The 25,769-nt window shown below is 41.3% G+C and carries 28 protein-coding genes and 3 pseudogenes; 17 read left to right on the top strand and 14 right to left on the bottom strand.

Annotated features, from left to right (window positions below; genetic code table 11):
- Nucleotides 1–176 precede the first annotated feature (176 nt).
- The 3 genes from AALA56_RS07435 to AALA56_RS07425 are packed head-to-tail and all read left to right on the top strand — an operon-like array spanning nt 177 to nt 2,569.
- Nucleotides 177–803 carry a TetR/AcrR family transcriptional regulator gene (locus AALA56_RS07435; RefSeq protein ID WP_369909445.1) on the top strand — a complete coding sequence of 209 codons (627 nt, stop codon included), beginning with the start codon at nt 177–179 and terminating at the stop codon, nt 801–803.
- A complete protein-coding gene (locus tag AALA56_RS07430) occupies nt 803–1,315 on the top strand; it encodes an HdeD family acid-resistance protein (RefSeq protein ID WP_369909444.1) in 513 nt (170 codons plus the stop codon). Before AALA56_RS07435 ends, AALA56_RS07430 begins: the two co-directional genes overlap by 1 nt.
- Before the next feature lie 39 nt (nt 1,316–1,354).
- Nucleotides 1,355–2,569 (top strand): chloride channel protein, encoded by a 1,215-nt coding sequence (locus AALA56_RS07425; RefSeq protein WP_369909443.1) that lies wholly within the window; start codon nt 1,355–1,357, stop codon nt 2,567–2,569.
- Here the strand turns inward: AALA56_RS07425 and AALA56_RS07420 are convergent.
- Entirely contained in the window at nt 2,566–2,937 is a 372-nt protein-coding gene (locus AALA56_RS07420; protein ID WP_369909442.1) for a potassium channel family protein, read from the bottom strand. The two genes, AALA56_RS07425 and AALA56_RS07420, sit on opposite strands and share 4 nt — an antisense overlap.
- Nucleotides 2,938–3,199: 262 nt before the next feature.
- Between AALA56_RS07420 and AALA56_RS07415 the strand changes: the two genes are divergently transcribed.
- Together AALA56_RS07415 and AALA56_RS07410 are read left to right on the top strand one after the other, a co-directional pair.
- A complete protein-coding gene (locus AALA56_RS07415) occupies nt 3,200–3,457 on the top strand; it encodes an IS630 transposase-related protein (protein ID WP_369909441.1) in 258 nt (85 codons plus the stop codon).
- 46 nt (nt 3,458–3,503) lie between these two features.
- Entirely contained in the window at nt 3,504–3,713 is a 210-nt protein-coding gene (locus AALA56_RS07410) for a transposase (protein WP_440210893.1), read from the top strand.
- Between the two features lie 18 nt (nt 3,714–3,731).
- Here the strand turns inward: AALA56_RS07410 and AALA56_RS07405 are convergent, their stop codons facing one another.
- Nucleotides 3,732–3,959, bottom strand: a complete 228-nt coding sequence (locus AALA56_RS07405; protein ID WP_369909440.1) for a hypothetical protein — start codon at nt 3,957–3,959, stop codon at nt 3,732–3,734.
- A 2-nt stretch (nt 3,960–3,961) separates the two neighbouring features.
- Nucleotides 3,962–4,651: an XRE family transcriptional regulator gene (locus AALA56_RS07400; RefSeq protein ID WP_369909439.1), complete on the bottom strand. Its 690-nt coding sequence runs from the start codon at nt 4,649–4,651 to the stop codon at nt 3,962–3,964.
- A gap of 132 nt (nt 4,652–4,783) precedes the next feature.
- Between AALA56_RS07400 and AALA56_RS10190 the strand changes: the two are divergent.
- The 5 genes and pseudogenes from AALA56_RS10190 to AALA56_RS07380 all read left to right on the top strand — a co-directional run.
- A pseudogene (locus AALA56_RS10190) lies at nt 4,784–4,987 on the top strand (IS982 family transposase); the annotation flags it as partial.
- 260 nt (nt 4,988–5,247) lie between these two features.
- Nucleotides 5,248–6,240, top strand: a complete 993-nt coding sequence (locus tag AALA56_RS07395; RefSeq protein ID WP_369909438.1) for a PTS sugar transporter subunit IIB — start codon at nt 5,248–5,250, stop codon at nt 6,238–6,240.
- A 94-nt stretch (nt 6,241–6,334) separates the two neighbouring features.
- Nucleotides 6,335–7,144 carry a PTS mannose/fructose/sorbose transporter subunit IIC gene (locus AALA56_RS07390; RefSeq protein ID WP_115270964.1) on the top strand — a complete coding sequence of 270 codons (810 nt, stop codon included), beginning with the start codon at nt 6,335–6,337 and terminating at the stop codon, nt 7,142–7,144.
- Between the two features lie 15 nt (nt 7,145–7,159).
- Nucleotides 7,160–8,071, top strand: a complete 912-nt coding sequence (locus AALA56_RS07385; protein ID WP_115270962.1) for a PTS system mannose/fructose/sorbose family transporter subunit IID — start codon at nt 7,160–7,162, stop codon at nt 8,069–8,071.
- Between the two features lie 77 nt (nt 8,072–8,148).
- Complete coding sequence (locus tag AALA56_RS07380) at nt 8,149–8,514, top strand: DUF956 family protein (RefSeq protein ID WP_164683718.1); 366 nt, start codon at nt 8,149–8,151, stop codon at nt 8,512–8,514.
- A 28-nt stretch (nt 8,515–8,542) separates the two neighbouring features.
- Here AALA56_RS07380 and AALA56_RS07375 read toward each other — a convergent pair whose 3' ends face one another.
- The gene (locus tag AALA56_RS07375) at nt 8,543–10,813 is read right to left on the bottom strand and encodes a Xaa-Pro dipeptidyl-peptidase (protein WP_369909437.1); all 2,271 of its coding nucleotides are present in this window, start codon (nt 10,811–10,813) and stop codon (nt 8,543–8,545) included.
- Between the two features lie 113 nt (nt 10,814–10,926).
- Here AALA56_RS07375 and gla point away from each other — a divergent pair, with 113 nt between their 5' ends.
- The gene (gla, locus tag AALA56_RS07370; RefSeq protein ID WP_115270956.1) at nt 10,927–11,778 is read left to right on the top strand and encodes an aquaglyceroporin Gla; all 852 of its coding nucleotides are present in this window, start codon (nt 10,927–10,929) and stop codon (nt 11,776–11,778) included.
- Nucleotides 11,779–11,824: 46 nt separating this feature from the next.
- On the opposite strand, the gene AALA56_RS07365 is transcribed toward gla, so the two are convergent.
- Nucleotides 11,825–12,727 (bottom strand): TSUP family transporter, encoded by a 903-nt coding sequence (locus AALA56_RS07365; protein WP_369909436.1) that lies wholly within the window; start codon nt 12,725–12,727, stop codon nt 11,825–11,827.
- Between the two features lie 180 nt (nt 12,728–12,907).
- Nucleotides 12,908–13,111: pseudogene (locus AALA56_RS10185) on the bottom strand (IS982 family transposase); the annotation flags it as partial.
- 297 nt (nt 13,112–13,408) lie between these two features.
- On the opposite strand from AALA56_RS10185, the gene AALA56_RS07360 reads away from it, so the two are divergent.
- From AALA56_RS07360 to AALA56_RS07350, 3 genes are read left to right on the top strand one after another with little or no spacing between them, the layout of a single operon-like run.
- A complete protein-coding gene (locus AALA56_RS07360) occupies nt 13,409–14,161 on the top strand; it encodes a CppA N-terminal domain-containing protein (RefSeq protein ID WP_369909435.1) in 753 nt (250 codons plus the stop codon).
- Nucleotides 14,158–15,093 (top strand): serine hydrolase domain-containing protein, encoded by a 936-nt coding sequence (locus tag AALA56_RS07355; RefSeq protein ID WP_369909434.1) that lies wholly within the window; start codon nt 14,158–14,160, stop codon nt 15,091–15,093. The genes AALA56_RS07360 and AALA56_RS07355 overlap by 4 nt, the downstream gene beginning before the upstream one ends.
- Nucleotides 15,090–16,121, top strand: a complete 1,032-nt coding sequence (locus AALA56_RS07350) for a TIGR00341 family protein (protein ID WP_369909433.1) — start codon at nt 15,090–15,092, stop codon at nt 16,119–16,121. Before AALA56_RS07355 ends, AALA56_RS07350 begins: the two co-directional genes overlap by 4 nt.
- 12 nt (nt 16,122–16,133) lie before the next feature.
- Here the strand turns inward: AALA56_RS07350 and AALA56_RS07345 are convergent.
- A pseudogene (locus tag AALA56_RS07345) lies at nt 16,134–16,525 on the bottom strand (GNAT family N-acetyltransferase).
- 51 nt (nt 16,526–16,576) lie between these two features.
- Nucleotides 16,577–18,898 (bottom strand): formate C-acetyltransferase, encoded by a 2,322-nt coding sequence (gene pflB / locus AALA56_RS07340; protein ID WP_369909432.1) that lies wholly within the window; start codon nt 18,896–18,898, stop codon nt 16,577–16,579.
- 216 nt (nt 18,899–19,114) lie between these two features.
- Between pflB and dinB the strand changes: the two genes are divergently transcribed.
- The gene (gene dinB, locus AALA56_RS07335; RefSeq protein ID WP_369909431.1) at nt 19,115–20,230 is read left to right on the top strand and encodes a DNA polymerase IV; all 1,116 of its coding nucleotides are present in this window, start codon (nt 19,115–19,117) and stop codon (nt 20,228–20,230) included.
- Between the two features lie 85 nt (nt 20,231–20,315).
- On the opposite strand, the gene AALA56_RS07330 is transcribed toward dinB, so the two are convergent.
- The 5 genes from AALA56_RS07330 to rnhC all read right to left on the bottom strand — a co-directional run bounded on the left by AALA56_RS07330 (nt 20,316) and on the right by rnhC (nt 24,688).
- Entirely contained in the window at nt 20,316–20,564 is a 249-nt protein-coding gene (locus tag AALA56_RS07330; RefSeq protein ID WP_369909430.1) for a hypothetical protein, read from the bottom strand.
- 9 nt (nt 20,565–20,573) lie between these two features.
- Entirely contained in the window at nt 20,574–20,708 is a 135-nt protein-coding gene (locus tag AALA56_RS07325) for a hypothetical protein (RefSeq protein ID WP_369909429.1), read from the bottom strand.
- 69 nt (nt 20,709–20,777) lie between these two features.
- Nucleotides 20,778–23,123 carry an SF1B family DNA helicase RecD2 gene (gene recD2, locus AALA56_RS07320; protein ID WP_369909428.1) on the bottom strand — a complete coding sequence of 782 codons (2,346 nt, stop codon included), beginning with the start codon at nt 23,121–23,123 and terminating at the stop codon, nt 20,778–20,780.
- Between the two features lie 54 nt (nt 23,124–23,177).
- On the bottom strand, nt 23,178–23,771 hold the full coding sequence (gene lepB / locus AALA56_RS07315; protein WP_115270930.1) for a signal peptidase I: 594 nt from the start codon (nt 23,769–23,771) through the stop codon (nt 23,178–23,180).
- A 17-nt stretch (nt 23,772–23,788) separates the two neighbouring features.
- On the bottom strand, nt 23,789–24,688 hold the full coding sequence (rnhC, locus tag AALA56_RS07310) for a ribonuclease HIII (protein WP_369909427.1): 900 nt from the start codon (nt 24,686–24,688) through the stop codon (nt 23,789–23,791).
- A 106-nt stretch (nt 24,689–24,794) separates the two neighbouring features.
- Between rnhC and zapA the strand changes: the two genes are divergently transcribed.
- Nucleotides 24,795–25,103, top strand: a complete 309-nt coding sequence (zapA, locus tag AALA56_RS07305; RefSeq protein ID WP_369909426.1) for a cell division protein ZapA — start codon at nt 24,795–24,797, stop codon at nt 25,101–25,103.
- 2 nt (nt 25,104–25,105) lie between these two features.
- On the top strand, nt 25,106–25,627 hold the full coding sequence (locus tag AALA56_RS07300) for a CvpA family protein (protein ID WP_369909425.1): 522 nt from the start codon (nt 25,106–25,108) through the stop codon (nt 25,625–25,627).
- 65 nt (nt 25,628–25,692) lie between these two features.
- Here the strand turns inward: AALA56_RS07300 and AALA56_RS07295 are convergent.
- A partial coding sequence (locus AALA56_RS07295; RefSeq protein WP_369908299.1) for an IS3 family transposase occupies nt 25,693–25,769 on the bottom strand: 77 nt, incomplete at its 5' end.

The following is a 25,769-nucleotide window of genomic DNA, read 5'->3' as shown; positions in this document are numbered from 1 at the left end:
TCATCAAAGTCAAATGGAGAATGGTTTTAGTCTAAGGTATTCACTTGCTTACGCTTAAGTAACTAGCACAACGGGTAAAAAGTTTCAAAAAATAAGGTATCTTGTTTAAATAAGCAAAATTGACATTTGACATTGTAGACCGAAAAGTTTATAACTAGAGGTATGAGGTAATAATATTGAGAAAAGAAGAAAAAACAAGACTACGTCGGGAAATAATCATCGCAGCAGCCTTGAGTGAATTCGCTACAAAAGGTTACAAAGGCTTTGTCATTAATGAACTTTGTAAAGTGGATGGTATCTCTAAAGGTGTTTTGTATCATAATTTCTCAGGGAAAACAGACCTCTACCTGACCTGTGTTCAGGAAAGTTTTGAGAAAGCTTTGGCAGTTTTTTTGGGAAAGGACGGACAAGTGCCCTCCTTGGCGGATTATATGGAAAGACGTCACCAATTTTATCAGCAATACCCAGAACATAGCCACATTTTCTTTGAAGCAATGATTGCGACACCGGAAGAGTTGGAAGCAGACACCGCACCACAGAAAGCTATCTTTTTGGACTTGAATGAACAAGTTTGTCAGAAACTTTTATCAGAATCCCATCTCAAAGACCCTATTGATGAAAAGCGAGCTATGGCCTATCTAAGATTGATTCAGGATATGTTTCGTTCTTATTATCTAACCGTTGCGTTAGACAGCAGTTTGACGGATTTGGTTTCAGGATATGAGCATCAATTATCACAGGTTTTGGATATGATGATTTATGGAATACTAGAGGACGCATCCTCTAAAAAAGGAGAAAAATAATGTCGAAAAATTGGAAATGGTTGCTACTGATTTCTGGTATTTTTGCCATCTTTGCTGGTTTTAATATGATAGCCAATCCAGCCATTAGCTTGGCTTCTATGACTTTCTTATTTGCACTTGTATTTGCAGTTCAGGGGATTTCCGAGATTGTACAGTATTTCAAAGCTGAAGAAAAACATGGTTGGAATCTGTTTGGAGGTATTGTTACCCTCATCCTTGCTTTTGCTTTGTTCTCAGGTAGCTTTATTGAAATGGTAACCTTTGTACCTTTCATCATTTCTTTCTGGGCCTTGACAAATGGTATTACAAAAACGATCGTTGGTTTCAAGGTTCGTAAGACGGATAAATCTGTTGGAACGCCGCTCGTTTGGATGGGAATTCTGGGAATTGTTACAGGTTTGATTATGATGGGCCACCCATTGATGACCGGTTTGTTTATTAGCTACACTATTTCCTTTGTCTTTATTTACCAAGGAATTGTGTCAATTGTTCAATTCTTCAAAATGAAATAATAAAAAGGGCTATAGAGCCTTTTTATTGTAGGTGAAAATATGTTTGGAAAAAAAGATTTTGTGTTGGTATTGATTGGTTTGATCTATAGTAGCGTTATTGCCTTGGTGTCTTATGGTTTTATCATGGCAGAAAAGCTGGGGAGTCATTTCTTGTGGGAAAGTCTGCCACATCAATTTCATCTAGAGCCAGTCTATTCCTTACTTATCTTGTTTTTTTTGACTGCTTTGGTCATTTTTCTAAAAAATAAGTGGGGCAATCTTCCTAAGACTAGTCATGATTTGTTACATGAACTGGCCGAAAGCAAGACTGTCTCTTATCAGAATACTTGGCAAAATCTTGTCTTGGCTCTAGTTATCTTGATTTCAGGAGCAGGTGTTGGTCCTGAAGCTCCTTTACTGGGAGTGGTCATTGCCTATTCCATCTGGCAGGCAGATAAATTGCGTTATTTAGAAGCTAACTGGAATCAAGTCGATGGTCATGGGGTGCTGAAAAGGATAGAATACTTATTTCATCCTAGTCGCTATCTACTGCCCTATCCAGCTAGCCAAAAACAAATTGGCAAACGACTGCGAAAACTACTGATTGCCAATGGTTTACTAGTTTTTTGGCTCATGATGCGATTAACAGACCAACCTTCATTTGTGACTAAGCTAGGTGAAACGACTTGGTCGCTGACAGATTTACTTTTCTTCTTGCCACTCTGTTTGTATGGATTCGCAGTCGGCAAAGGCTATGCTTGGTTAAAAAGAATGATACGTGATGGTTTAGACAAGTTAAACCTTTCTATATCCATCAAGCTTAGTCTTGGTGGACTGGCAATCTTTATTGTGACCCTGCTAGCTCCAACCTTGCTCTTCTCTGGGCAACATAGCTTACATTCAGTCGTCGAACTTGGACTGGCAACACCTGTTTTGACCTTAATCCTTCTGTCTTTTGCTAAATTGTTATTCTTGGAAATGTGCTTGTGGTCAGGTTGGACTGGTGGGGATATTTTTCCCATAACCTTTGCGGCCTTTTTACAGGGATTTGCAGTAGCCCAAGTCTTTCCACAGGTGGATAGCTTGTTTGTTGTCTTGGTTGTCAGTTTGTCAATGGCTATTGCGCTGCTTGAAAAAGAATGGTTGGCAGGTATCTTTATCAGTTTGTTCTTCCCAATTCAACTCTTACCAGTTTCTTTACTGATGGTTGGGTTGACGATAGTTGGACAAAAATGTATTTCAGTGCTTCAAAAACGAGAAAAAACTGGCTCTTAAGAACCAGTTTTTTGCTTGTCGTTTTCAAGGGCTAGAGAATAATGCTTGCTGACTTCGGTATAGTAGCTGACCACTATGCCAGACAGACTTCCTAAAAAGAGTATGCCATAAATGGCTAAAATGATACTGATGATTCGTCCAAGAGTCGTCATTACCAGCATGTCTCCATAGCCAATAGTTGTTGCTGTTACAAAACTATACCAGAGACTATCCCCATAGCTGACAAAGTTAGGTTCCAACCAGAGTAGCAAACCAGCGGCGACAAAGATAAAACTGAAAAAGGAAGTGAGAAAGGTCGCAAACCCCGTCACTTTTAGGATATGCCAGATAATGCGAAGACGGTGGATGCGGTGATTTTGATTGGTCATAGGATCCTCTTTTTTCTGTATGGTTATGTTGAGCAAGCGACGGGTGCTCAACTGCTAGATACTATTATAGCATAGATTGAAGATCAAAATATTGTTCAGAGGGATTTAGCTTACAAAATTGTAAGGTTATGAACTGATTTTATAAGAATAAAAATAGATTAAGCAGTCTGCAATGGATTCATAAGAGAAATCTTATAAAATAAAGGAGTTCATATGCTATAGTCGGTCAGTTTTAAATCAGTAATTATGGCATGCTAAAGTTATGGTATATGATTTAGATTTTAGAAAACAAGTGATTTCGTTTGTTCAAGACGACGGTCATACTCATAAAGAAGCTTGTCAGCTCTTTGATATTAGCGTAAACACTCTCTATTTATGGGAACGACAGTTAAAACATCACGGGACTTTGGCGGTTAAAAAGCGTTCCCCACGTCCTAGAAAATTGCCACTGGATCAACTTCAGAAGTTTGTCTCAGAGCGTCCAGATGCCTTTCTCCGTGAAATAGCTTGCACACCGTAGTCTGTTTGGGATGCTTTAAAGAAACTCAAAATCTGAAACTCATGTTATTGTGATGGATAATGCGACTTTTCACCCTAAGAAACAACTAGATGAGCTTTGTATTGAACATCACCACTTCTTTGTGCCCTTACCTCCGTATTCATCGGAATTAAATCCAATTGAAACTGCTTGGGTAAACTTAAAGAAAGCAATCATAGAATTATTACCTCAATTCGAATCTGTAAATGAATCGTTGAATTACTGTTTTAAAACTTAATTACTATAAATCATTTCTTTAACGTTCATTGGCATTGTCGTCCTCCTCGGTCATTGCAATTAAAATAGAATCTTCTATCAAAAATGCGTAAGGATAGATTTTAGCATTCTCATTTTGAGGAATAAGAATTTCATCGAATCCTTCATTCTGTAGTTGCTCTTCAAAGTTGTCCATATTGAATATTTCAATTTTACAATCAGGATTGATACCATATGTTCCAAGTTCTAAAATATCTTTTAATTTCATAACTAAACTCCCTCAACAGGCATAAAGTGTCCCACAACTAGACCAACAATTCTTGGATCATCCTCATAAGGGATGAACTTCTCTGGATAGTCCTTATTCAAGGAAACCATTCTGAACCTATCTTCTTCACGGTAGAGCTTTTTGATATAGACAGAGTCATTCCAAGATAGTGCATAGACAGCCCCATCATAGTCAAAACCGTTGGAGCGAATAAGTGCGACTTCACCACTCTTATAGATAGGCTCCATAGAGTCTCCCTCAATCCAAGCAGCAATGTCGTAACCGTATTGTTCCTTATTGGAGTAGACTGTTTCAGTTTCAAACTCGTCAAAGAATCCTTCTCCTGGACCAGCAGAAAGCTGAACATCTGCCAGCACTTGTACTGAGAAGAGGGGAGTGACATTTGCGGTTTGTTGTGAAAGTAGAAGTGCCTCTACATAGTCCTCTGCCTTTACCTGATTTTTGGGAGATAACTGAAGATAGTTATTGACTATATTGTATTCAGATTCAAAATAAGAGATAGGGACATCAAGAATAGCAGCGAGAGCGGTGAGATTTTTTTGATTAGGTATATTTCTTCCGTTTTCCCAGTTATGGTAAGCGGAACGATGAACATTTAATTGATTAGCGATTGCAGTCTGTGATAACTTTATTTCAAGTCTTCGTTGTTTTAATCTTCTGTGAGAAAACATTTTGCCCTCCTTTTTGTCTAGTTATAACTCAACAAAATTATATCAGAATACCCGTTGTGCTAGTTAATTGTAGAAATAATAAAAAAACTTGCGTATCATAAACTCAAAACCATCACGAATTGAGGGCATGATATGCAAAGCCAATTACATTATCTCGCTAATCCTTCTCAAACACAAGTAGTTTTCAATAAAATTTTAATGAAAGTGACTAATCTGTACGAGAAATATGTTCCAAAGTCAGTTCGTTTCCGTAAGAATGTCCACTTACAAATTCAACCCGATGTTATTTTGATTTCTAGCTACATTTGGGCTCTACAACAAGGTTGTAAATCAGCTATTAACATACTCCTTACTACTTCATCAAAGTCAAATGGAGAATGGTTTTAGTCTAAGGTATTCACTTGCTTACGCTTAAGTAACTAGCAAAACGGGTGTCAATTAAAAAAAACAAAAAAATCTTGTAAAAATACTTGAAAAGATACGTGAAAAGGGTTACAATGAATTAGTTCTAAAAATTTCTTTAAAAACAACTTAATCTTTTCTAAGAGGGAGAGGAGTAAAGTAGCTTTTAAGAAAAATATAAAGGAGGAGAACACATGGGTATTGGTATTATTATTGCCAGCCACGGTAAATTTGCTGAAGGTATTCATCAGTCAGGTTCGATGATTTTCGGTGAGCAAGAGAAAGTTCAAGTGGTGACTTTCATGCCAAACGAAGGTCCAGACGACCTCTATGAACACTTCAACAATGCTATTGGGCAATTTGATGCCGATGATGAGATTCTTGTATTGGCTGACCTTTGGAGTGGGTCACCATTTAACCAAGCAAGCCGTATTCAAGGAGAAAATCCTGATCGTAAAATGGCTATCATCACCGGTCTTAACTTGCCAATGTTGATTCAAGCTTACACTGAGCGTATGATGGATGCATCTGCTGGTGTAGAGAGTGTCGCTGCAAATATCATCAAAGAAGCAAAAGATGGTATTAAAGCATTGCCAGAAGAGCTTAATCCTAAGGAAGAAGCTAGCGCAGCAGGCGAGACAGCTAGCGCACCACAAGAAGCTATTCCAGAAGGAACAGTTATCGGCGATGGTAAGTTGAAAATTAATCTTGCTCGTATCGACACACGCTTGCTTCATGGACAAGTCGCAACAGGTTGGACACCTGCATCAAAAGCAGACCGTATCATTGTCGCATCTGATACGGTTGCTAAAGATGAATTGCGTAAAGGCTTGATCAAACAAGCAGCCCCTGCTGGTGTAAGAGCTAATGTCGTACCAATTGACAAGTTAATCGCTGTTTCAAAAGACCCACGTTTTGGAAACACACATGCGCTTATTCTCTTTGAAACACCTCAAGACGCCCTTCGTGCTATTGAAGGTGGTGTGCCAATCAAAGAACTCAACGTCGGCTCTATGGCACACTCAACAGGTAAAACAATGGTTAACAACGTTCTTTCTATGGATAAAGCAGACGTTGAAACCTTTGAAAAATTACGTGATTTGGGCGTATCATTTGACGTACGTAAAGTACCAAATGACACTCCTAAAAACCTGTTTGACTTGATCAAAAAAGCAAACGTACAATAAGTGTACAGGCACAAAAGGTAAACATGTGTCACATGTCTTATTAGCTCACCTAAGCTTGATTTGACTTAGGTATTTTACGAAAGGATTTAGAATAATGTCAGTTATTTCTATTATTTTGGTGCTCATCATCGCCTTTCTTGCAGGTCTTGATGGTATCCTTGACCAATTCCAGTTCCATCAACCATTGGTATCATGTACTTTGATTGGTTTGGTAACTGGTCACTTAGAAGCAGGGCTTATGCTTGGTGGTGCTCTTCAAATGATTGCTCTTGGTTGGGCAAATATCGGAGCAGCGGTAGCACCAGATATCGCCCTAGCCGCTACAGCAGCGTCTGTTATCATGATTAAAGGTGGCGACTTCACCAAAACTGGTGTTGGGGTTGCCCAAGCCGTAGCTATCCCACTTGCTGTTGCAGGTCTTGCCCTTACTATGATTGTGCGTACAATCTCAGTTGCCATCGTTCACGGTGCTGATAGTGCCGCTAAAAATGGTAATATCCGTGCTGTTGAAACAGCTCACTTCACTGCGCTTATCTTGCAAGGGCTTCGTATCATGCTTCCAATCGCACTTTTGCTTGCCCTTCCAACCGAAACCGTTCAAGCAATGCTTAATGCTATCCCAGCTTGGCTAAAAGACGGTATGACTATCGGTGGTGGTATGGTCGTTGCTGTTGGTTACGCAATGGTTATCAACATGATGGCAACACGTGAAACATGGCCATTCTTTGCTCTTGGTTTTGTCTTTGCAGCTGTCGGAGACTTCACACTTATCGCTCTTGGTACTATCGGTGTTGCTATCGCCCTTATTTACCTTAACCTTTCAGAAAAAGGTGGTTCTGGAACTGGCGGCAACGCTGGTGGTGGCTCAGGTGATCCAATTGGAGACATCTTAGAAGATTACTAGAGAGGGAGAATTATAATGGCTGAAAAGATTCAATTAACAAAATCAGACCGTCGTAAAGTATGGTGGCGTTCTACCTTCTTACAAGGGTCTTGGAACTATGAACGTATGCAAAACCTTGGTTGGGCATACTCACTCATCCCAGCAATTAAAAAATTATACACAACTAAAGAAGACCGTGCAGCAGCGCTTGAGCGTCACCTTGAGTTCTTTAATACGCACCCATATGTAGCAGCACCTATCATGGGGGTTACATTAGCGCTTGAAGAAGAAAAAGCAAACGGTGCAGAAATTGATGACACTGCTATCCAAGGGGTTAAAATCGGTATGATGGGACCTCTTGCAGGTATCGGTGACCCAGTCTTTTGGTTTACTGTTCGTCCTATCTTGGGAGCACTTGGAGCTTCACTTGCCTCTGCTGGAAATATCGTTGGTCCACTTATCTTCTTCTTTGGTTGGAACATCATCCGTATGGCATTCCTATGGTACACTCAAGAGTTTGGTTACAAAGCAGGTTCTGAAATCACAAAAGACCTCTCAGGTGGTCTTCTTCAAAAGATTACCAAAGGTGCCTCTATCCTTGGTATGTTCATCCTTGCAGCTTTGGTTGAGCGTTGGGTAAATGTGACCTTCACATTAAGTCTGCCATCGACTCAACTCTCAAAAGGAGCTTATATCGAGTTTCCAAACGGAGCTGTCACAGGTGGTAAATTGCAAGAAATCCTTGGACAAGTTCAGAGCGGTCTTAGCTTGACGCAAGAAAAAGCAAACACTCTGCAAGGACAATTAGATTCCTTGATTCCAGGATTGATGGGACTTCTTCTTACTTTCCTATGTATGTGGTTGCTCAAGAAGAAAGTCTCTCCAATCGTAATGATTATCGGACTTTTCATCGTGGGTATTGTTGCACACGTGATTGGTTTGATGTAAGTATATACGATAAGACTAAAAGAAGGCTAAAGCCTTCTTTTATGTTATAATGAAGGTATACTACTAAAGGAGAAACTATGGTCCAATCATTAAATAGTACGGTTGAGCTGACAACAACAGGTGTTTCCTATCTTGCAATAGGTGGTAATAAAGTCGGTAAATTTCTACTGGGAAATAAAGGCTTTGAGTTTTACAATGATAAAAACGTCAACGACTATATCCAAATCCCATGGGATAGTATTGATAAGATGGGGGCAAATATCACAGGACGGAAAATTAGTCGTCACTTTGAGGTCTATACAGCGCAGGGCAAGTTTTTATTTGCTTCAAAAGACTCTGGTAAGATTTTAAAGATAGCAAGACAGCACATTGGTGATGAAAAGGTTGTCCGCTTACCCACACTCTTACAAACAATCGTTGCAAAATTTAAACGCAAAAAATAATACCTTGACCTAAGTCAAGGTATTTTTCTTAATCATAAGGCAGGATAAGCTGGGACTTATCAAGGTCAATGCTGAGGTAATAATCGCTGTTGTCACGGATAGTGTGCTCAAAGTCTGTCGTATAAAGGAGCAGTCTCAGTGTATCTCCCTTTTCTAGTCTATAAATGGTTGGCTGTAGTACCAGTTGCACGGTCATCCATTGGTCAGGAGTAACTGGTGAGATGTCTAAAAGGTCTTTTCTATTTTGGAGATTGAGCCTTGCTTTTGTCACGACACGAAATGGGCTTTCCTTGAAAGGCAACTCACGTAGTGCCTCACGAGAGAAGTTTTGACCATTATCAAGGCTATGGAGGTTGAGAATAGCTGGGGTATCTGAAAAGCGTTTTTTAGAACCAAAGTCAAGAAGCTGTGCGGACAGGATACCTTTACAAGTGCTTGATTTAACCGTCAAGTTGAGTTGACAGGTTCCATTGATCATTAGATTTTCTTCAATTGGAATATCAAGAACGATTTGTTGCGCTTTTCCAGTAAATAAATCAACCTTGAAGTGATTGAATTGCTTGCAATAGCGCTCAAAAGTAGTGTTATCGTAGTGGTTTTCGACTGTTTTGACGCCACCAGAAAGTGCGATTGTTTTTTGCTTTTGACTACCAAAGGTATCTAGTGTCCTCCAGCTTTGTTCAATCTGATTGTCCTGCCAAATGACCGTATCCAGTGTAAAGTTATTGTCAACTTTAAGCAACTTTTGTGTCAAGAGAGCATTCATGCTTTCTCTAAAATCAATAGACTGCCAGTTGTGCATATAGACGTGTTGACCGTGGTGTAAAAAGAGGTGTTTGTTGATATGAGATGGCAGTGCGTTGAAGATTTGGTAGACTTGTTTAGGTGTGACGTTCCAGTCTTGAAGACCATGTGTGAAGACGACCTCGCAGCTGACTTTAGACGCATGAGGGAGGTAGTTTCTGTCATGCCAAAATTGATTGTAATCACCAGTTTTACGCTCAAGAGCAGCCGATTGTTCTGCGAGTAAGGCATGATAAGTTTTATTATGGCGCAGATAATCACCAGCTAGGAGATTTTTAGAGTAGGTCAATTCGGTCAGAACATCAAGGTCTTCACCAGGATAGCCACCAGGACTTGAGACCAGCCCGCCTTCACGGTAATAATCATACCAAGAGGAGATGGCTGCTTCTGCGATGATGACCTCAAGTCCCGCAACACCTGTCGTAGCGAGCCCAGTTGACATGGTACCAAGATAGGACTTGCCAGTTGTTGCCACTAAGCCATTTGCCCAAGAGGCAAGGACAAGCTGGTCACGGCGGTGGCTACTGTAGGCTCTAGCCCGTCCATTCAGCCAGTCAATGACAGCTTTGAAGGAGTGGATTTGGGCATAATCACCACTGGTCATAAAGCCGTCAGAACCTGCTGTTCCGATACCAGAAACGTAGATATTAGCAAATCCACGGGCTAAAAAATAATCGTTTAGCGTGTAGCTGTCGATATAAGAAAAAGTCTCCTCAGCCTCTCCTATCGGCAATTCCTTGCGGTTTTCTTCTAGTGGTGCAAAGGTCTTGGTTTCAACAGAGATAGTGTGGACTGGTTTGACAGCTAAATCACCTTCCATCTTGTGCAGTTTTTTGTCGTTTGCGACTTCGTTAGTGCCTTGATGATAAGGGCTTGCTGTCATCATGGTAGGAAGTGGCATATCCGCACGTGGACGGATGATGTTCACTTTGACCAAGTCTAGTTTACCATCCTTATCAGTATCAAGGGGCGCTTCAACATAGACGACTTCTTTGATGAGGTCGTTTGTGTCAAAGGTTGCAAGACTCTTACCGTTAAAGAAGTGGTAGTGATTATCAGCTGCAAGAAGCCCTTTACTGACCAAGTCATCTATCAAAGTATTGCCTGACTTGGTGCGGCAAGCTAATAGGTGGTAAAGTGTCTGGATGAAGCTCTCTTCTTCTATATCTAAGCCAATTCTATCTACAAAATCAAGACTGTTTGTAAAGTCGACATTTGGAATAAAACCAAGCAACTGCAGAGCAATCATAGCAAAACGCTCATGAGTCAAGTCTAAGCTAGAAGTGAAAAACGCCAGCAAGTCATGCTCATTATCTGCAACCATAAGACTAAGAGCATAGTCAGTGTCTTGGTAGTGAAAGAGTGTTTGTCGTATAAAAAGCTCAAGGTTTTTCTTATCCTCAAAAGTATAAGAGAGTGAAAAACCAAGAGAATTCATCTCACGAAGGGCTGTCTTAGTATCTACAGGAATATAGCTGAATTGATTATAACGCATAAGCATCCTTTCTTACAGAAGTATTTTTATTTTTAGAATAGCTTTACATTATCTATTATACTTGATAAAATAGTACATGTCTAAATAATAAATGTTGGAGGATACAAAGACTCATGGATGTTACATGGACTGTGAAATATATCACAGAGTTTTTAGGGACGGCTTTCCTGATTATCTTAGGAAACGGAGCTGTTGCTAACGTTGAACTTAAAGGAACTAAAGGTCATGCCAGTGGTTGGTTGACTATTGCTATCGGTTACGGTATGGGGGTTATGATTCCTGCGCTTATGTTTGGGAATGTCTCAGGTAACCACATCAACCCTGCCTTTACACTAGGACTTGCAGTATCAGGCTACTTCCCTTGGGCACAAGTTCCTTACTATATCATCGCTCAATTCCTTGGTGCGATTTGTGGTCAGCTTGTTGTTGTGGCAACACACAAACCATACTACTTGCAAACTGAAAATCCAAATGCTATTTTGGGAACTTTCTCAACAATCGTTAGCTTGGATAACAACAAACCAGAAACACGCAAAGCCGCTCAAATTAACGGTTTCTTGAATGAATTCTTTGGTTCATTTGTCCTTTTCTTTGGTGCTATGGCATTGACAAAGAACTACTTTGGTGCTGAAATTGCAAGCTATGCAACAAGCAATGGTATTGACATCACAGAAGTCGCTGGTAAAATCCAAATCGGGTCTTACACAAATGCTGGTCAATCTGTAGCCCACATGGCACTTGGTTTCCTTGTTCTAGCTCTTGTAGCATCACTAGGTGGACCTACTGGTCCTGGACTTAACCCAGCACGTGACTTGGGTCCACGTCTTGTTCACTTCTTCTTACCAAAATCAATTCTTGGCGAGCACAAAGGGGATTCAAAATGGTGGTATTCTTGGGTTCCAGTTGTCGCTCCAATTGTAGCAGCTATCTGTGCGGTAGCCCTTTATAAACTACTTTATGCATAATAAAAAGAGGTGGTTTACCTCTTTTTATTATGAATTGAGTTGTGTGTTAGTGCCTGCTGTGGCTAGGCTCTAAGGTCTTTTTAAAGGAAGAGCGAATGAGCATGCCTCCTGTAAAGAGGACGATAAAGACAACCAAGAGTTTTAGGCTATTGAGGTTAAGATTTGTCAAGAACAAGACAGCCACAATAACACCTATGATACCGCCAACAACCAAACCTAAAAAGCCATCCCAATTGACACGCCCGCTTTTAATAAATTGAGTGCTAGAGGCGGTCATAATCATAGCTGCGTCTAACATCATAACAGGCATAGCTACTGTCGGGCTAAGTCCTATGAGAGAAAAGAAGATAAGCTCAGGAGCATAATTTCCAAGTCCCATAGTCATCAAGACACCGATGACAAAATTGAAAACAATCCCTAAAACAAGCCAAATCCCATGCAGTCCATGAGAGCTACTTGTAATGTCACTTCCAGGATTTGTCACCATCCGAAACACCGTGATGATAGCAGCGATGATAAGAAGACTTCCTAATATACGCTGGACAGTTGGTGCATGCCAGTTCTTTGTGATACGACTCCCAAAGAAAGCCCCGATAAATGCCGCAGATGCCATGGCAATTAGTGTCAGAGGCTCTACCTTGACAACTAAGATAAAGCAAAGCGACTGAAGAAGCACAGGCAGAACATGCGCCGCTGTCATAGTAGCTGGTAGCTTACGGTCATCCTCAACCAACTTTGTCAGTTTAAACAAAGTTGTTGATGTCGCAAATGAACCAATCCCCACAGTATCCAGTGCATCTGTGACAAACCCAATCCAAAGTCCTGTAAAGAAACGTTTAAAAGGATTTATGCGATTTTTTTTGATATAGTAGATGAGGTATAAAGAAATACTAATCATGGCAAGAACCAAGATAAGCTGAATACCACGTAATAATAAAGTTTCCGTCATGACAATTACTATACAAGAAAATTCAACACCTGTCAACGGTATCGTTTTGTTCAAGAAGACGAGACTATTTAGACACTATGTCTACCCGTTGTGCTAGTTACTTAAGCGTAAGCAAGTGAATACCTTAGACTAAAACCATTCTCCATTTGACTTTGATGAAGTAGTAAGGAGTATGTTAATAGCTGATTTACAACCTTGTTGTAGAGCCCAAATGTAGCTAGAAATCAAAATAACATCGGGTTGAATTTGTAAGTGGACATTCTTACGGAAACGAACTGACTTTGGAACATATTTCTCGTACAGATTAGTCACTTTCATTAAAATTTTATTGAAAACTACTTGTGTTTGAGAAGGATTAGCGAGATAATGTAATTGGCTTTGCATATCATGTCCTCAATTCGTGATGGTTTTGAGTTTATGATACGCAAGTTTTTTTATTATTTCTACAATTAACTAGCACAACGGGTTATGTCTATGTATAAATATCATTTTTAATATATAAAAATAAAAAATATTTTCAAAAAATAATAAAAAGATGTGTTAATTTGTACTTGTTTGAATGTTTTGCTTTTTACAAAAATAAGAATAAAATAACAGATAAACATTTTGTTGGACAGATTGCACAAACTTTCTTGTCAAATGCTTTAAATTTTTTTAGAATGTAAAAGGAGGGAATTCGAGATGATAAGTAAAGAATCCGTTTTATTTCAACAACCTATCCTTCGTGTGAATAATCGCCAAGAAAATATTGATTTCTATGAAAAAGTTTTGGGGATGAAACGTTTGCGTGAGGAAAATGCCTTAACTATTTTTACCGCCTACCAAAATGATAAAGCACGGTTTACGATTGAGGAGTCGCCTGCAGACTGCACACGTGCTGTCAAAGGCACACACAAGCTCCAAGAGATTGTCTTGAAGATGCCTAGTGATGATATTTTGGCGCTTTTGTCTCAAAAGCTAGAAGTTGACAGTGTCTTAAAGGGAAAACACTATGCTTTTAGAGCGACCTCACCAGAAGGGGCTAACTTTTTGGTGCATGCTGAGGACAATGTTGAGTGCCTAGCGCAGGCAGATTATCCTGAGTTGCCAGTCGTTGAGGACTTTAAGGGAGTTAGCGATTTTGGAGTAGAAGCTATCGCCCTAGCAGTACCAGATAAAGTTGTCGCTCGTGCCTTTTACGAGGACATTTTTGAGGGAATTCTTCCTTTATCGCTGGCTTTTGTCGAGGCAGATGGTCCAGACTTGCAAGTTAGCCCTGAGAAAATGTGGGATTTAGAGATTTTAGAGTTTCAAGTGTCAGCGTCCTATGACCTAAGAGCACTTTACCAACATTTGCTGTCTTATGATTTGGATGTTTATCTCGATCCCAAAGAAAAGTTACTCGTCGTATCTGATACCAGTCGCATTGAGATTTGGATAAGTAAGAGCCTATGATAGAGTATATCAAAAAGCAGATAGCAGACGGAATTTATCGTGGCGCTAGTTTGGCTATCTTTGACAAAGGGACTTGGTCAGAGTTTTATCTTGGCACTTTGGATGGAGAAAAACCTGTTGTTCCTGATTTGGTTTACGATTTAGCGAGTGTGTCAAAGGTTGTCGGTGTGGGGACTGTCATGATTAAGCTCTTGGCTTCTGGTGAGATGACACTTGACGATCGTCTTGTCACCTATTATCCATATTTTCATGATGAGACCGTGACGCTTAGACAGTTGCTGACGCATACGTCTGGGATTGATCCTTTTATCAAAAATCGTCATCAGCTGAATGCCAAGGAGCTCAAAGAAGCCATCAACCAAATTAGAGTAACAGAGGACAAGAGCTTTTTCTACACGGATATTAACTTTCTTTTGTTAGGCTTTATGTTAGAAACTTACTTTAAAGAGAGTTTGGACACTCTTTTTGAGCGAGAGGTGTTTATTCCTTTTGGAATGACAGAGACAAGCTTTGGACCTGTCAAGCAGGCAGTTCCTACCCAAAAAGGGGTAAAGGCTGGGCTTGTTCATGACCCTAAGGCAAGAGTCTTGGGTGTTCATACAGGGTCGGCTGGGTTATTTTCAACCCTTTCTGACTTGGAAAAATATGCTGAGCATTATTTGACAGATGCTTTTGCTAAGAACTTAACGACAAACGTTGCTGTTGGTGAGAAAAAGCGGGCTATCGCTTGGGACTTGGATGGTGATTGGCTTCTTCACACAGGCTATACAGGGACTTTTGTGATGGTCAATCAAGCTAATAATCAGGCTGTTATCTTTTTATCCAATCGGACTTATGACAAGGATAAGAGAGAGCAGTGGATTAAAGACCGCAATCAGCTGATTGAAGTGATTAAAGAGAATTTGAAAAATCGAAAGAGGAGAAGAACATGAAGCGCTTACGCAGTTTGTTTAATGTCGAGCGTGCGAGTTACAGTGAGATTCGAGGACGTATTATCAGCGGTGCCAATATCGGTGGTGCCAACTTTATTATTCTGATTTTATCCATTTTAATTGCCTCCATTGGGCTCAATATGAACTCGACAGCGACTGTTATCGGTGCTATGCTTATCTCGCCCTTGATGGGCTCTATCATGGCGATCGGCTATGGTTTTGCGACTAACGACACTGAAATCGTCAAGCGCAGCAGTCTCGGTTTTGCCCTGCAAGTGGTGTTTTCGCTTGTAGTGTCTACACTGTACTTCTCACTCTCTCCGATTTCAACGGCGTCTTCAGAGTTGATTGCTAGAACCTCGCCGACCATATGGGATGTGTTGATTGCCTTTTCAGGTGGTCTAGCAGGTATTATCGCCACAACTCGTAAAGGGGAGTATTCCAATGTCATCCCTGGTGTTGCTATTGCAACGGCGCTCATGCCACCTCTGTGTACAGTCGGCTACAGCATTTCAGTAGGGAGTTTGACCTATTTTATCGGCTCTAGCTATCTTTTTTTGATTAACGTCTTCTTTATTTGCCTTGCGACCATTGTTGGATTTTACATCATGCGTGTTCCTATGGCAGAAAAGATTGACCCCGTGACGCATAAAAAGAATGTCCGCAGGATTGTCTTGTATTCTATTCTAATGACGATACCAAGTCTTTTCTTTGCTGTTGGGCTTATCCACCAAGAAGTTGAAAATAAAACACAGGTAGCTGCTGGTCCTAGCCAAGTGACCAATACGACATTTGATGTGGAAAGTATCACTAAGCAGCTACAAGTCATCGCACCAAAAGTTGAGAATGTCAAGATTGGCTATCTCACCACTTGGGATAAGAGCTCTAGTCAGCAGCGCCAGACTCTAGACGTCGTGGTGACAAGCTCTAGCGCTCTTGATGATGACCAGAAAAGTCTGATTAAGCGCCTACTCAAGGTACAACTCTCCTACGACAATATTTCCTTTATGGAGCAAAGTATAAACTAAAAAGAAACTCGACTAGAGTTTCTTTTTCATATGGATATGCTCAATACCAGCCTCTTTGAAAGATTCATCAACAGTGGTAAAGCCAAGGCTGCAAAGCCCTGTTCTTTGCTAAAGTCAATAACGTATTGGAGGAGTTGTCGTCCAATGCCGTGCTGGCGATAGTCTGTTAGAGTTGCCATGCGCTGTAAAGTGACCTCTGTTTTATCTTTATTGGGCAAAAGTCTACAGGTCGCCAGAGCTTGATTGGCATCATCATAGTGGACAAAGTGCAGACAGTAGGCTTCGTTACCGTCGATTTCAACAGTATGTGGTATTTTTTGCTCTCTTACAAAGACTGCTTGTCTAATGCGCAAGGCATCAAGGTAAGTGTCTGACAAGGTATTTCGTGTGTATCGGATACTCATGCTGCCATTATAACAAAAGCTCTTGTTTGAAACAAGAGCTTTTAAAGTTTATTAAACTAAATCTTGAACAGAGTCATCCATTGAGAGAACTTCGTGGAAGACACGTTGTGTGAGTTCAGTTTTTTGTTCTTTAGTGAGGTACTTGGTGTTGACACAGTAACCTGAGATACGAACGATAACATCTTCGCCGTTCATAATCTTGTCGTAGACATCTTTAAGGTCCATAACGTTCAAGTTAACGTGTTGTCCACCGTTTTCAAAGTAACCATCAAGGATAGTGACAAGGTTCGCCACTTGTTCATCAAAGGTCTTACCAAGCGCACGTGGAGATACTTGAGTGGTGAGTGAGATACCATCATTTGCGTGTGCAAAGTCAAGTTTAGCAAGTGAGTTCAAGTTTTGCAACCAACCACCTTTAGCCTTGTTAGATGGGTTAGCACCTGGTGAGAAGAATTCCAATTTAGAAAGGTTGACAGTACCATCTTCATTGAGGTAAACACCCTTGTGGACTGGAGAGTTACCTGTTTGTTTAGAGTAGGCAACGTTTGAAGTGATGGTAAGTAGTGACACAGTCGCTTCAGCGTCTTTGTAAAGTTTGTGTTTTGCAAGACGTCCGTGGAAAGCTTCTAGCAACCATTCAGCGATTGAGTCTACACGGTCATCATCTTCACCGTAACGTGGGTAGTCACCGATTGTTTCATAGTCATAGATGTAGCCGTCCTCGTCACGGATAGGCTTAACAGTAGCGTATTTGATAGCTGATAGAGAGTCTACAGTATTTGCAAAACCACAGATACCAAATCCCATGTTAGCACGAACACGTGTAGGCAAGAATGCCATTTGAACTGCTTCGTAGTTGTACTTGTCTGTCATGTAGTGGATGATATTCATAGCGTCCACATAAGTGTCTGTCAACCAATCAAGAGATTTTTCAAAGTTTGCTTTGACGGTTTCAAAGTCAAGCACTTCGTCACGAACAGGCTCTACGTCAAAGACTTTGTAGTCTTTATGCACATCGTCATAACCACCATTAAGACCTGTAAGAAGGGCTTTCAAAACGTTAACACGAGCACCGAAGTATTGGAGGTTGTGACGTTGTTCTTCATTTTCAGGGTCAAGTGGTGACACACAGCATGAGATACAGCTCATTTCACCATAGCCTTCTTTAGCCATAGTAGTGACACCTTCATATTGGATAGAAGAGTGTTTGTGGCTCATTGCCATACAGTATCTACGGAAAGCATAAGGCAATTTATCTGACCAAAGAACAGTCAAGTTTGGTTCTGGAGCGTTCCCGATATTGTCAAGTGTGTTTAGGAAACGGTAGTCCATCTTAGTGACACGGTGGCGTCCGTCAGCTCCCATACCAGCCATAGAAGTGGTGATGAAAGTAGGGTCTCCTGAGTAAAGTTCATCGTAAGCTTTGGTACGAGCGAATTTTACAGTACGAAGTTTAAGGACAAAGTCATCAACAAACTCTTGGATCTCGCTTTCAGTGAAAGTACCACGAGCAAGGTCACGTTCAGCAAAGATATCAAGAACGATTGGTACACGTCCAAGAGAAGTTGCAGCACCGTTGATGACACGGCAGACAGCCATGAAAGCAATGTTAACCCATTGGATAGCTTCTTTGGTGTTCATAGCAGGCTTACGCACATCAACTCCGTAGAGGTCACCAAGTCTAACCACTTCACCAAGTGCTTGGTATTGAAGGTTGATTTCTTCACGCAGACGGATAGTTTCTTCGTCAATGTCAGTGAGCGCATTCCAGTCGTTGACTTTTTCTTGCATGAGGTAGTCAGCACCGTAAAGAGCAAGGCGGGCATAAACCCCGATGATACGACCACGTGAGTAAGCATCAGGCAAACCAGTTACAGTGTGTGCGTGACGAGCACGACGAATGTTTGAAGTATAGGCACGGAAGATACCGTCATTCACCGTTGTTGCATATTTTGTGAAGATTTCATGCACAGCTGGGTCTGGTTCGTATCCGTGTTCTTTGAGGGCTGTCTCAGCCATACGAATACCACCTTTTGGCATGAAGTTCAATTTGAACAATTCATCATTTTGAATACCGTAGATGAGTTCGTTTTCTTTGTCAATGAAACCAGCTGGGATGTCAGCAATAGAAGTCGCACGAGTGTCCATAGGGAAGCGACCTGATGCTTCGTAGCCTGCTTTTGTTTCTTCGATGATTTTTTTAATATGCAAAGAGCGTTCAGTCGGTCCTGCTAAGAAACTTTCATCACCATCATAAGGGGTGTAGTTTGCTTGCACGAAACGTGAAACGCTAGCGTTTTCCTTCCAATCATTTCCTTTGAAGCCTTCCCAAGCCTTTTCAAAGACGTCCGTGTTCGTTTTTACTGTTGCCATAATGTTATGTTCTCCTTATTCTAGTAACACTATCTGTTACATTTACAAATTTATTGTACCATATAGTAAGCGTTTTCTAAATCAAAAGAAGCGTTTTCTAAAAGTTTCTTTTATAATACAGTATACTAAATAAACCTTAACTGTATTATAAATATCTCAAAGCAGTCAAGTTGGCTTGAAAATTGTATAATAGGAGAAGAAAAACAGGAGGTGGGTATGCTTATTTTTCCTTTAGTCAATGACACATCACGAAAAATTATCCACATTGACATGGATGCTTTTTTTGCTGCCGTTGAGATGCGAGATGACCCCAGCCTAAAAGGAAAACCTGTCGTTATCGGATCTGACCCTAGATTGACAGGTGGGAGAGGTGTTGTCTCGACCTGTAACTACGAAGCGAGAAAATACGGTATCCACTCTGCCATGTCCTCAAAAGAAGCTTATGAGCGCTGCCCACAGGCTGTCTTTATCAGAGGTAATCATGCCAAATACCGCGCTATTGGTATGCAAGTGCGTGAGATTTTTAAGCGCTATACTGACCTTGTGGAGCCCATGTCCATTGACGAGGCTTATCTGGATGTCACGGAAAATAAAATCAATAGCAAGTCAGCCATTAAAATCGCCAAACTCATCCAACACGACATCTGGCAGGAGCTACATCTTACTTGCTCTGCTGGCGTGTCCTTTAATAAGTTCTTAGCCAAACTGGCGTCTGACTATGAAAAGCCAAAAGGGCTTACGCTTATCTTGCCAGAGGATGCTGAGGCTTTTCTAGCGAAACTTCCTATTGAGAAATTCCATGGTGTGGGCAAAAAGACAGTCGAGAAATTGCATGCCATGTCTGTCTACACTGGAGCTGATTTGCAACAGGTGCCTGAGATGGAGCTGATTGACCGCTTTGGGCGCTTTGGTTATGACCTGTATCGTAAGGCACGAGGTATTAGTAATTCTCCTGTCAAGCCTAATCGTGAGCGCAAGTCCATTGGCAGCGAGCGCACTTATCGTAAGCTTTTGTTTACTGAGGAGGACATCAAGGCTGAGATCAGCAACAACGCTAGGCGTGTCGCCGAGACCCTTGAGAAGAACCATAAACTAGGGCGCACCATTGTTTTGAAAGTACGCTATGCAGATTTTTCGACCTTGACCAAGCGTGTGACTCTAGATGACTTGACTAGTGACCTAGATCTGATTGAGCAGACAGCTCAGGCGATTTATGACAGCTTGGAGGAAAATAAAGCAGGTATTCGTCTGCTTGGTGTGACGGTGACAGGGCTTGACGATGCTTATCAGCGTTTGCAGCTGTTTGATTATGATGAAAAGCACTCAAATTGAGTGCTTTTTTAGTCTTCTTTAGCAAGTAATGTTTGAGCTTTGCGATAGACGTAGATATACAAAGCTAAAAAGAGCAGTGGTACAATCAGTGATACGGCACAAAGGAGCCACCTAGAGAGATAGACACAATAATAGAGAGGACATTGTAGCCAACAGTATAGATGATACCAATCAGATAAGGTGACAAGTCAGGCTCACTGTCTATTATTTGACTACGATTGCGAAATGCCAAGTAAGCAATGGTGATATTGGCAACCAATCCTATAATCGTAAGAACAAGCACACTGATATGCGTTGAAGCGAGAATCGCTTGATACTGGCTAGCAGAGTACATCTTTTTAATCTAAGCCAGATTGTTCAAGAGAAGAAAGTAGCTTGCGATAGCACAGACCTTAGAGATGACACCAAGTGTGTTTACCCATGCGATAAAGCTATTCCAAGATTTTAGCGACCGACGCACTTTTTCATATGAAATCATAATAAACCTCCTAAAAAATATGATGTTACGCTTATTATAATACGAATTGACAGAATGTCAACGTTTTCTTTAAGTTTTGAAAAAGAAATCAATCTCTTCTTGGCTAAGCCCAATCATGGGGTCAATTGTGGTGATATTTTCCTCCGTCAAGCGGTATTGGTTTGTCTCCTTGTCGTTAGAATTGTCGTTATCCTTCTCGCTTGCAGGCAGGTCTTGCTCCAAAAAGCGCTCGATGAGATAGGTGTGTCGTTTGGTGCCCTGTGTATGGATGGCATAGTCAAAGGCACTGTTCTCTCCTAGTAGGATGAGCTTACTCTTAGCACGTGTGATGGCAGTGTAGATGAGGTTACGCTCTAGCATACGTCTGCTCTGCTGTGTGATAGGCAGGATAACCACAGGAAATTCACTTCCTTGTGATTTGTGTATGGACATGGCGTAGGCGAGGGTTATTCTCATCCAGTCTTTCCTAGTATAGATGACCTCTTGTCCGTCAAAGTTAATAAAGAGCTCATCTTGCTTAGACTCTGTGTACTTGGCAGGGATGAGGTCTGTGATGTAGCCAATATCGCCGTTAAAGACGTTGTGTTCAGCGTCATTGATGAGGTGGAGAACCTTGTCCCCTTTACGAAAGCTCATATCGTTAAAGGTAAAGGAGAGGTCTTTTTCTGGATTGAGTAGTTCTTGGAGCAGTGTATTGAGGTTGTTGATACCAGCCTGTCCACGATACATGGGGGCGAGGACTTGAACGTCCTGAGCCTTGATACCATTTCGAAGCGCAGACGCAACAATCTTGACCACCATATCTGGAATATAGTTGGCTTGCGCTTCGAAGTAAGAGCGGTCAGGCTTTTTAGCCGTAAAGTCAGCTGGCAAAAGCCCTTGTCTTATCTGACTTGCCAGTGTGACGATAGTAGAGTCTTCAGACTGCCTGAAGATTTTTTCAAGGCAGACTTTTGGAAGCTCAGGAATCTTGAGTAGATCTGCTAAGACCTGCCCAGGTCCGACAGAAGGGAGCTGATCGCTATCGCCAACGATAATGACCTGTGCGTGCGAGGGCAGAGCTGAAAAGAGCTTGTGAGCAAGCCAAGTATCCACCATTGAAAACTCATCAATGATAATCAAATCACAATCCAACTCATCATCTAAAAGCTGAAACTCTTGGTCACGGTTTAAGCCCAGATGACGGTGAATGGTAGCACTCGGAAGCCCTGTCAGCTCATTCATCCTGCGGCTAGCTCTTCCAGTCGGCGCTGCCAAGACAATGGGTAAGTCCTTTGGCTTTTTTAAGTCAATCATGTGGATCTCCGCATAGGTCTGAATGATACCGTTAATAACAGTTGTCTTTCCCGTTCCTGGTCCACCTGTTAGGATAAAAACTTTGGAGCTGAGGGCGTCACGGATGGCTTGTCTTTGGATGGAGTCGTAGCTAATCCCCAGTTTTTTCTCGACTTTTTGGAGTTTCTTTTCAATGCGCTCATCGTTAGCTCGATTTTTGAGTTCAAAGTTGAGGATACGGTGAAGCTGTTTTTGGATACCAGCTTCTGAAAAATAAAGACTGTTATCAAAAATCTTCGTCTCCACATGCTGGATTTTTTCGTCGTTGATGAGCTGTGTTAGCTCGTTTGCGACGAGTGCAGGGTCAATCTCAATTTGCCGTGATTGCTCAAGAAGTGTCAAGGTCTCCTCAAGCAAGCGCCGTGCATCAACATAAGTATCTCCACTATTCATACAGATATTCAAGAGGCAATGAAGGAGTGCAGCCCGAAAGCGCTTGGGGGAGTCATCTGCAATCCCTAGCTGCTCGGCTAGCTGATCAGCGATTTTAAAGCCAATCCCTTGAATATCCTCGACCAATTGATAAGGATTGTCTGTGATAACATCAAGCGTTGTTTCTTTATAATGGTCGAAAATCTGCATAGCATAGCGGTTAGAAATGCCGTACTCCGCTAGTTTTGAGAGGATTTGCTCGCTACCGTAGTTGAGTCTGAGTTGAGCGATAAATTGCTCTTTTTTGACTTTTGACAGACCAGAGATAGTATCCAGCTTATTTGGGTCTTCTAAAATCGCATCGATAGGGTCATTGCCATAAAGGGTTACGATTTTCTCCGCCGTTTTTTTACCAATGCCCTTAAACTGGCTGCTGGAAAAATAGTTAATCAAACCTGAAGCAGTCGGCTTTTGGCGCTCGTACCGACTAGCGCTCAACTGCTCACCGTACTTTGGGTGCTCCACCAGCTCGCCCCAAAAAGTATAAGTCTCTCCCTCTATGACCTCTGCCATGATACCTGTGACGATAATCTCAAAATCATCAAAAGAGCTATCCGTATCTTCGATATTAAGGAGTAAAATTTTGAAAAAATTGCTGGCATTTTCAAAGATAATGCGCTCAATACTGCCTGTAAAAAAGTATTCCATGATATTGTCCTATTGTTAAAATAAGAGGTCGATCACATCTCCCTCTTATCTTGTTTATTGAACAGTTCCTATGCGGTTAAATGGCCATATACGGAACTTCACTTCTCCGATGATATCTTTCTTTTTAAAGGTGCCGACCTCACGACTGTCTCTAGAGACGATACGGTCATCACCAAGAAGATAATACTGCCCTTTTGGAACGGTTATAGTAAAGTCAGCACTACCATTAGCGTCCGTTGTAAAGGCAGTCGCTTTTTCAGCTAAGCCTTGAAACAGAGCATTGTAAGAGTAGGTGCTTTGCAATTTATCCTTTTTAAACAGCTTTTGGTAAGTCTCAAGATAAGGCTCTTTGACGACTTTACCATTGACTTTTAAGACATCGTTTTTATAGCTGATAGTATCACCAGGAAGCCCGATAACACGCTTAACGATAATTTTCTTTTTACCATCTTCCTCCTCAGAAGCGACCACGATATCAGAGCGGTCAATAGAGGTGTGTGAAAGCACCAAGAGCCTTTCGTTGTTGGCAAGAGTAGGGTCCATTGAGTGCCCATCTACTCGGACAAACTGCCACAAGAAAAGTCGACTAAGTCCAATAACAGCGAAAATGAAGATAAAAAGTCCCCATTCTTTCATAAATTTCTTCATAAATGTTCCTTTTTTTCCTAAGAGTGTAAAAGCTTGATGGCTTTTTGAGTATTAGCAAAGTGCAATTTAGCGGTTTCCTCAAGTGCAGACATGCCTTGTGTTTTTAGAAGCTGACTAGCAATCTTATCAGATTTTGCACCAGCACCACTTGGTAATTGCATGCCGACTTTTTGGCTAAGCTGCTGGAGATTTTTTAAAAAGAGCTGGCGAGCAATGACAGAGCTAACCGCAACGGCTAGAAACTGACTCTCTGCCTTTTCCACAAGAGAAAATGCCTCATCAAAGTGATTTTTTTCCTGCTTGAGGTAGTTGAGATAGTTTTTCTGACTGGTGAAAGCATCGATAACAATACCGTCAGGTCGCACTCCCTCCTGTAAGAGTAAAAAAATAGCCTGATTGTGAAGCGCCACCTTGACAGAAACAGCATTGTAAGGTTTACCTGCCCCGACGACTTCATTGTACTTGCGAGGTGATAAAAGCAAGCTCTTGTGAGGAATCTTTTCCTTTAGGAGAGGTGCTATCTGGCAGATTTTGTCATCTGTCAGAGTCTTGGAGTCGGCGACACCTAGCTCTCTCAAGAAAGAAAAATCATCTGGTGTGACAAAAGAAGCCACAACAGCCAGCCCACCAAAGTAAGAGCCGTTTCCCACCTCATCAGAGCCAATCAGTGCTTGTGTTTGCTGATTGAGCGCTGCGTTTGTTGTGGTTTCTTTGGCGTAGCCAAAAGTCTGTGCTAGGCTTGAAGCGTTTTTCCCTTGGAAAACGAGTTTTCCAGAATGGTAGAGTGAGACGCTGCAGCCATCCATCTTTGCAAAAAAAGCAAGATGTGGGTTTTTATTAGGCACTTGATAGGCTTTTAAACGCTTCATCACTTGCTTTTGCAAAGCTAAATCAGAAGACATAACGACTATATTCATAACTAGCATTATATCATAAAAAGATAAGCCTGTAACTGAAAAGCCTCCTTTCCTTATGAGAATAATTTACGAAAAGCCTGTTTTAGGGTATAATAAATAAGAGGTAATGACTATGACAAGTAAACAAACAGGAAAAAATCGTTATAAATTTGTTTTTGGGGATAAGCCACTCACCTTAACCACAGAAAAAGACAACCTTTTTATGGAAGAAGTTGAGCATCTCGCTCAGGAAAAGTATGAGGACATTAAGCAAAAACTCCCGTCAGCAGACGGTGAAACCATTGCGATTTTAATGGCTATCAATTCTTTATCCATGCAGCTAGAGCGTGAGGTTGCCTACGATACTCTAAAGGCTGAAAATGAAGAATTACGTCAAAAACTGCTGGCTAAGCCAAAAGAAACTGATGGAGAATAAGCATGCTGACAGTTTTTCTCTTTTTGATTTTAGTGTGGGCCTTCTACATTGGCTATAGCCGAGGGATTGGGCTTCAAGCTTTTTACACCTTTGTCTGCTTGCTAGCGTTTGTTATTGCCAGCGTGAGTTTTAAGGACTTAGCGTCTCATTTGACCTTGTGGGTGCCCTACTCCAACCCTACTCAAGACTCAAGCGTTGCTTTTTTTAAGTCCGTTAATATCTTTGACTTAGACCACGTCTATTACGCTGGCGTTGCTTTTGTAGGCATTTATGCGCTGGTTTACGGCATTGGGCGCTTGCTTGGGATTTTTATGCACCTCTTTTCTTTTGAGCGCCTTGATAGCAGACCTTTTGCTATTACTGGAGGTGTCTTGTCATTAGGTGTCAGTACTTTAAGCTTAGGGCTTTTGCTTTCTGTCTTGGCGACAGTACCTATAACAAGCCTGCAAAATCACCTCTCAGCTAGCAGCCTGGCCCGCCTTCTCATTCAGATTGCCTCTTTAGTGACAAGCAGTTGGCTATAATGACGAAAAGATCATGTTCTTAGTGAACAGCTCCCTGTCAAGTAGACAGTGAAATAATAAAATGCTTAAGCAACCTGATTCCTGAATTCAAAAGGAGTCAGGTTGCTTAATTTTGCTTGATACCGTTGTGTATTGTAGAAAT

Origin of the sequence: Streptococcus hyointestinalis (assembly GCF_041225505.1) — a bacterium.
Lineage (GTDB): Bacteria > Bacillota > Bacilli > Lactobacillales > Streptococcaceae > Streptococcus > Streptococcus hyointestinalis_B.
Note: the sequence above shows the minus strand (reverse complement) of the source record. Positions and strands in the feature narration are given on the sequence as shown.

Bases quoted from the DNA above. Each gene is read 5' to 3' on its own strand.
- AALA56_RS07430 (WP_369909444.1), top strand. From the start codon at position 803: ATGTCGAAAAATTGGAAATGGTTGCTACTGATTTCTGGTATTTTTGCC.
- AALA56_RS07425 (WP_369909443.1), top strand. From the start codon at position 1,355: ATGTTTGGAAAAAAAGATTTTGTGTTGGTATTGATTGGTTTGATCTAT.
- AALA56_RS07420 (WP_369909442.1), bottom strand. From the start codon at position 2,937: ATGACCAATCAAAATCACCGCATCCACCGTCTTCGCATTATCTGGCAT.
- AALA56_RS07415 (WP_369909441.1), top strand. From the start codon at position 3,200: ATGGTATATGATTTAGATTTTAGAAAACAAGTGATTTCGTTTGTTCAA.
- AALA56_RS07405 (WP_369909440.1), bottom strand. From the start codon at position 3,959: ATGAAATTAAAAGATATTTTAGAACTTGGAACATATGGTATCAATCCT.
- AALA56_RS07400 (WP_369909439.1), bottom strand. From the start codon at position 4,651: ATGTTTTCTCACAGAAGATTAAAACAACGAAGACTTGAAATAAAGTTA.
- AALA56_RS07395 (WP_369909438.1), top strand. From the start codon at position 5,248: ATGGGTATTGGTATTATTATTGCCAGCCACGGTAAATTTGCTGAAGGT.
- AALA56_RS07390 (WP_115270964.1), top strand. From the start codon at position 6,335: ATGTCAGTTATTTCTATTATTTTGGTGCTCATCATCGCCTTTCTTGCA.
- AALA56_RS07385 (WP_115270962.1), top strand. From the start codon at position 7,160: ATGGCTGAAAAGATTCAATTAACAAAATCAGACCGTCGTAAAGTATGG.
- AALA56_RS07380 (WP_164683718.1), top strand. From the start codon at position 8,149: ATGGTCCAATCATTAAATAGTACGGTTGAGCTGACAACAACAGGTGTT.
- AALA56_RS07375 (WP_369909437.1), bottom strand. From the start codon at position 10,813: ATGCGTTATAATCAATTCAGCTATATTCCTGTAGATACTAAGACAGCC.
- gla (WP_115270956.1), top strand. From the start codon at position 10,927: ATGGATGTTACATGGACTGTGAAATATATCACAGAGTTTTTAGGGACG.
- AALA56_RS07365 (WP_369909436.1), bottom strand. From the start codon at position 12,727: ATGACGGAAACTTTATTATTACGTGGTATTCAGCTTATCTTGGTTCTT.
- AALA56_RS07360 (WP_369909435.1), top strand. From the start codon at position 13,409: ATGATAAGTAAAGAATCCGTTTTATTTCAACAACCTATCCTTCGTGTG.
- AALA56_RS07355 (WP_369909434.1), top strand. From the start codon at position 14,158: ATGATAGAGTATATCAAAAAGCAGATAGCAGACGGAATTTATCGTGGC.
- AALA56_RS07350 (WP_369909433.1), top strand. From the start codon at position 15,090: ATGAAGCGCTTACGCAGTTTGTTTAATGTCGAGCGTGCGAGTTACAGT.
- pflB (WP_369909432.1), bottom strand. From the start codon at position 18,898: ATGGCAACAGTAAAAACGAACACGGACGTCTTTGAAAAGGCTTGGGAA.
- dinB (WP_369909431.1), top strand. From the start codon at position 19,115: ATGCTTATTTTTCCTTTAGTCAATGACACATCACGAAAAATTATCCAC.
- AALA56_RS07330 (WP_369909430.1), bottom strand. From the start codon at position 20,564: ATGTACTCTGCTAGCCAGTATCAAGCGATTCTCGCTTCAACGCATATC.
- AALA56_RS07325 (WP_369909429.1), bottom strand. From the start codon at position 20,708: ATGATTTCATATGAAAAAGTGCGTCGGTCGCTAAAATCTTGGAATAGC.
- recD2 (WP_369909428.1), bottom strand. From the start codon at position 23,123: ATGGAATACTTTTTTACAGGCAGTATTGAGCGCATTATCTTTGAAAAT.
- lepB (WP_115270930.1), bottom strand. From the start codon at position 23,771: ATGAAGAAATTTATGAAAGAATGGGGACTTTTTATCTTCATTTTCGCT.
- rnhC (WP_369909427.1), bottom strand. From the start codon at position 24,688: ATGAATATAGTCGTTATGTCTTCTGATTTAGCTTTGCAAAAGCAAGTG.
- zapA (WP_369909426.1), top strand. From the start codon at position 24,795: ATGACTATGACAAGTAAACAAACAGGAAAAAATCGTTATAAATTTGTT.
- AALA56_RS07300 (WP_369909425.1), top strand. From the start codon at position 25,106: ATGCTGACAGTTTTTCTCTTTTTGATTTTAGTGTGGGCCTTCTACATT.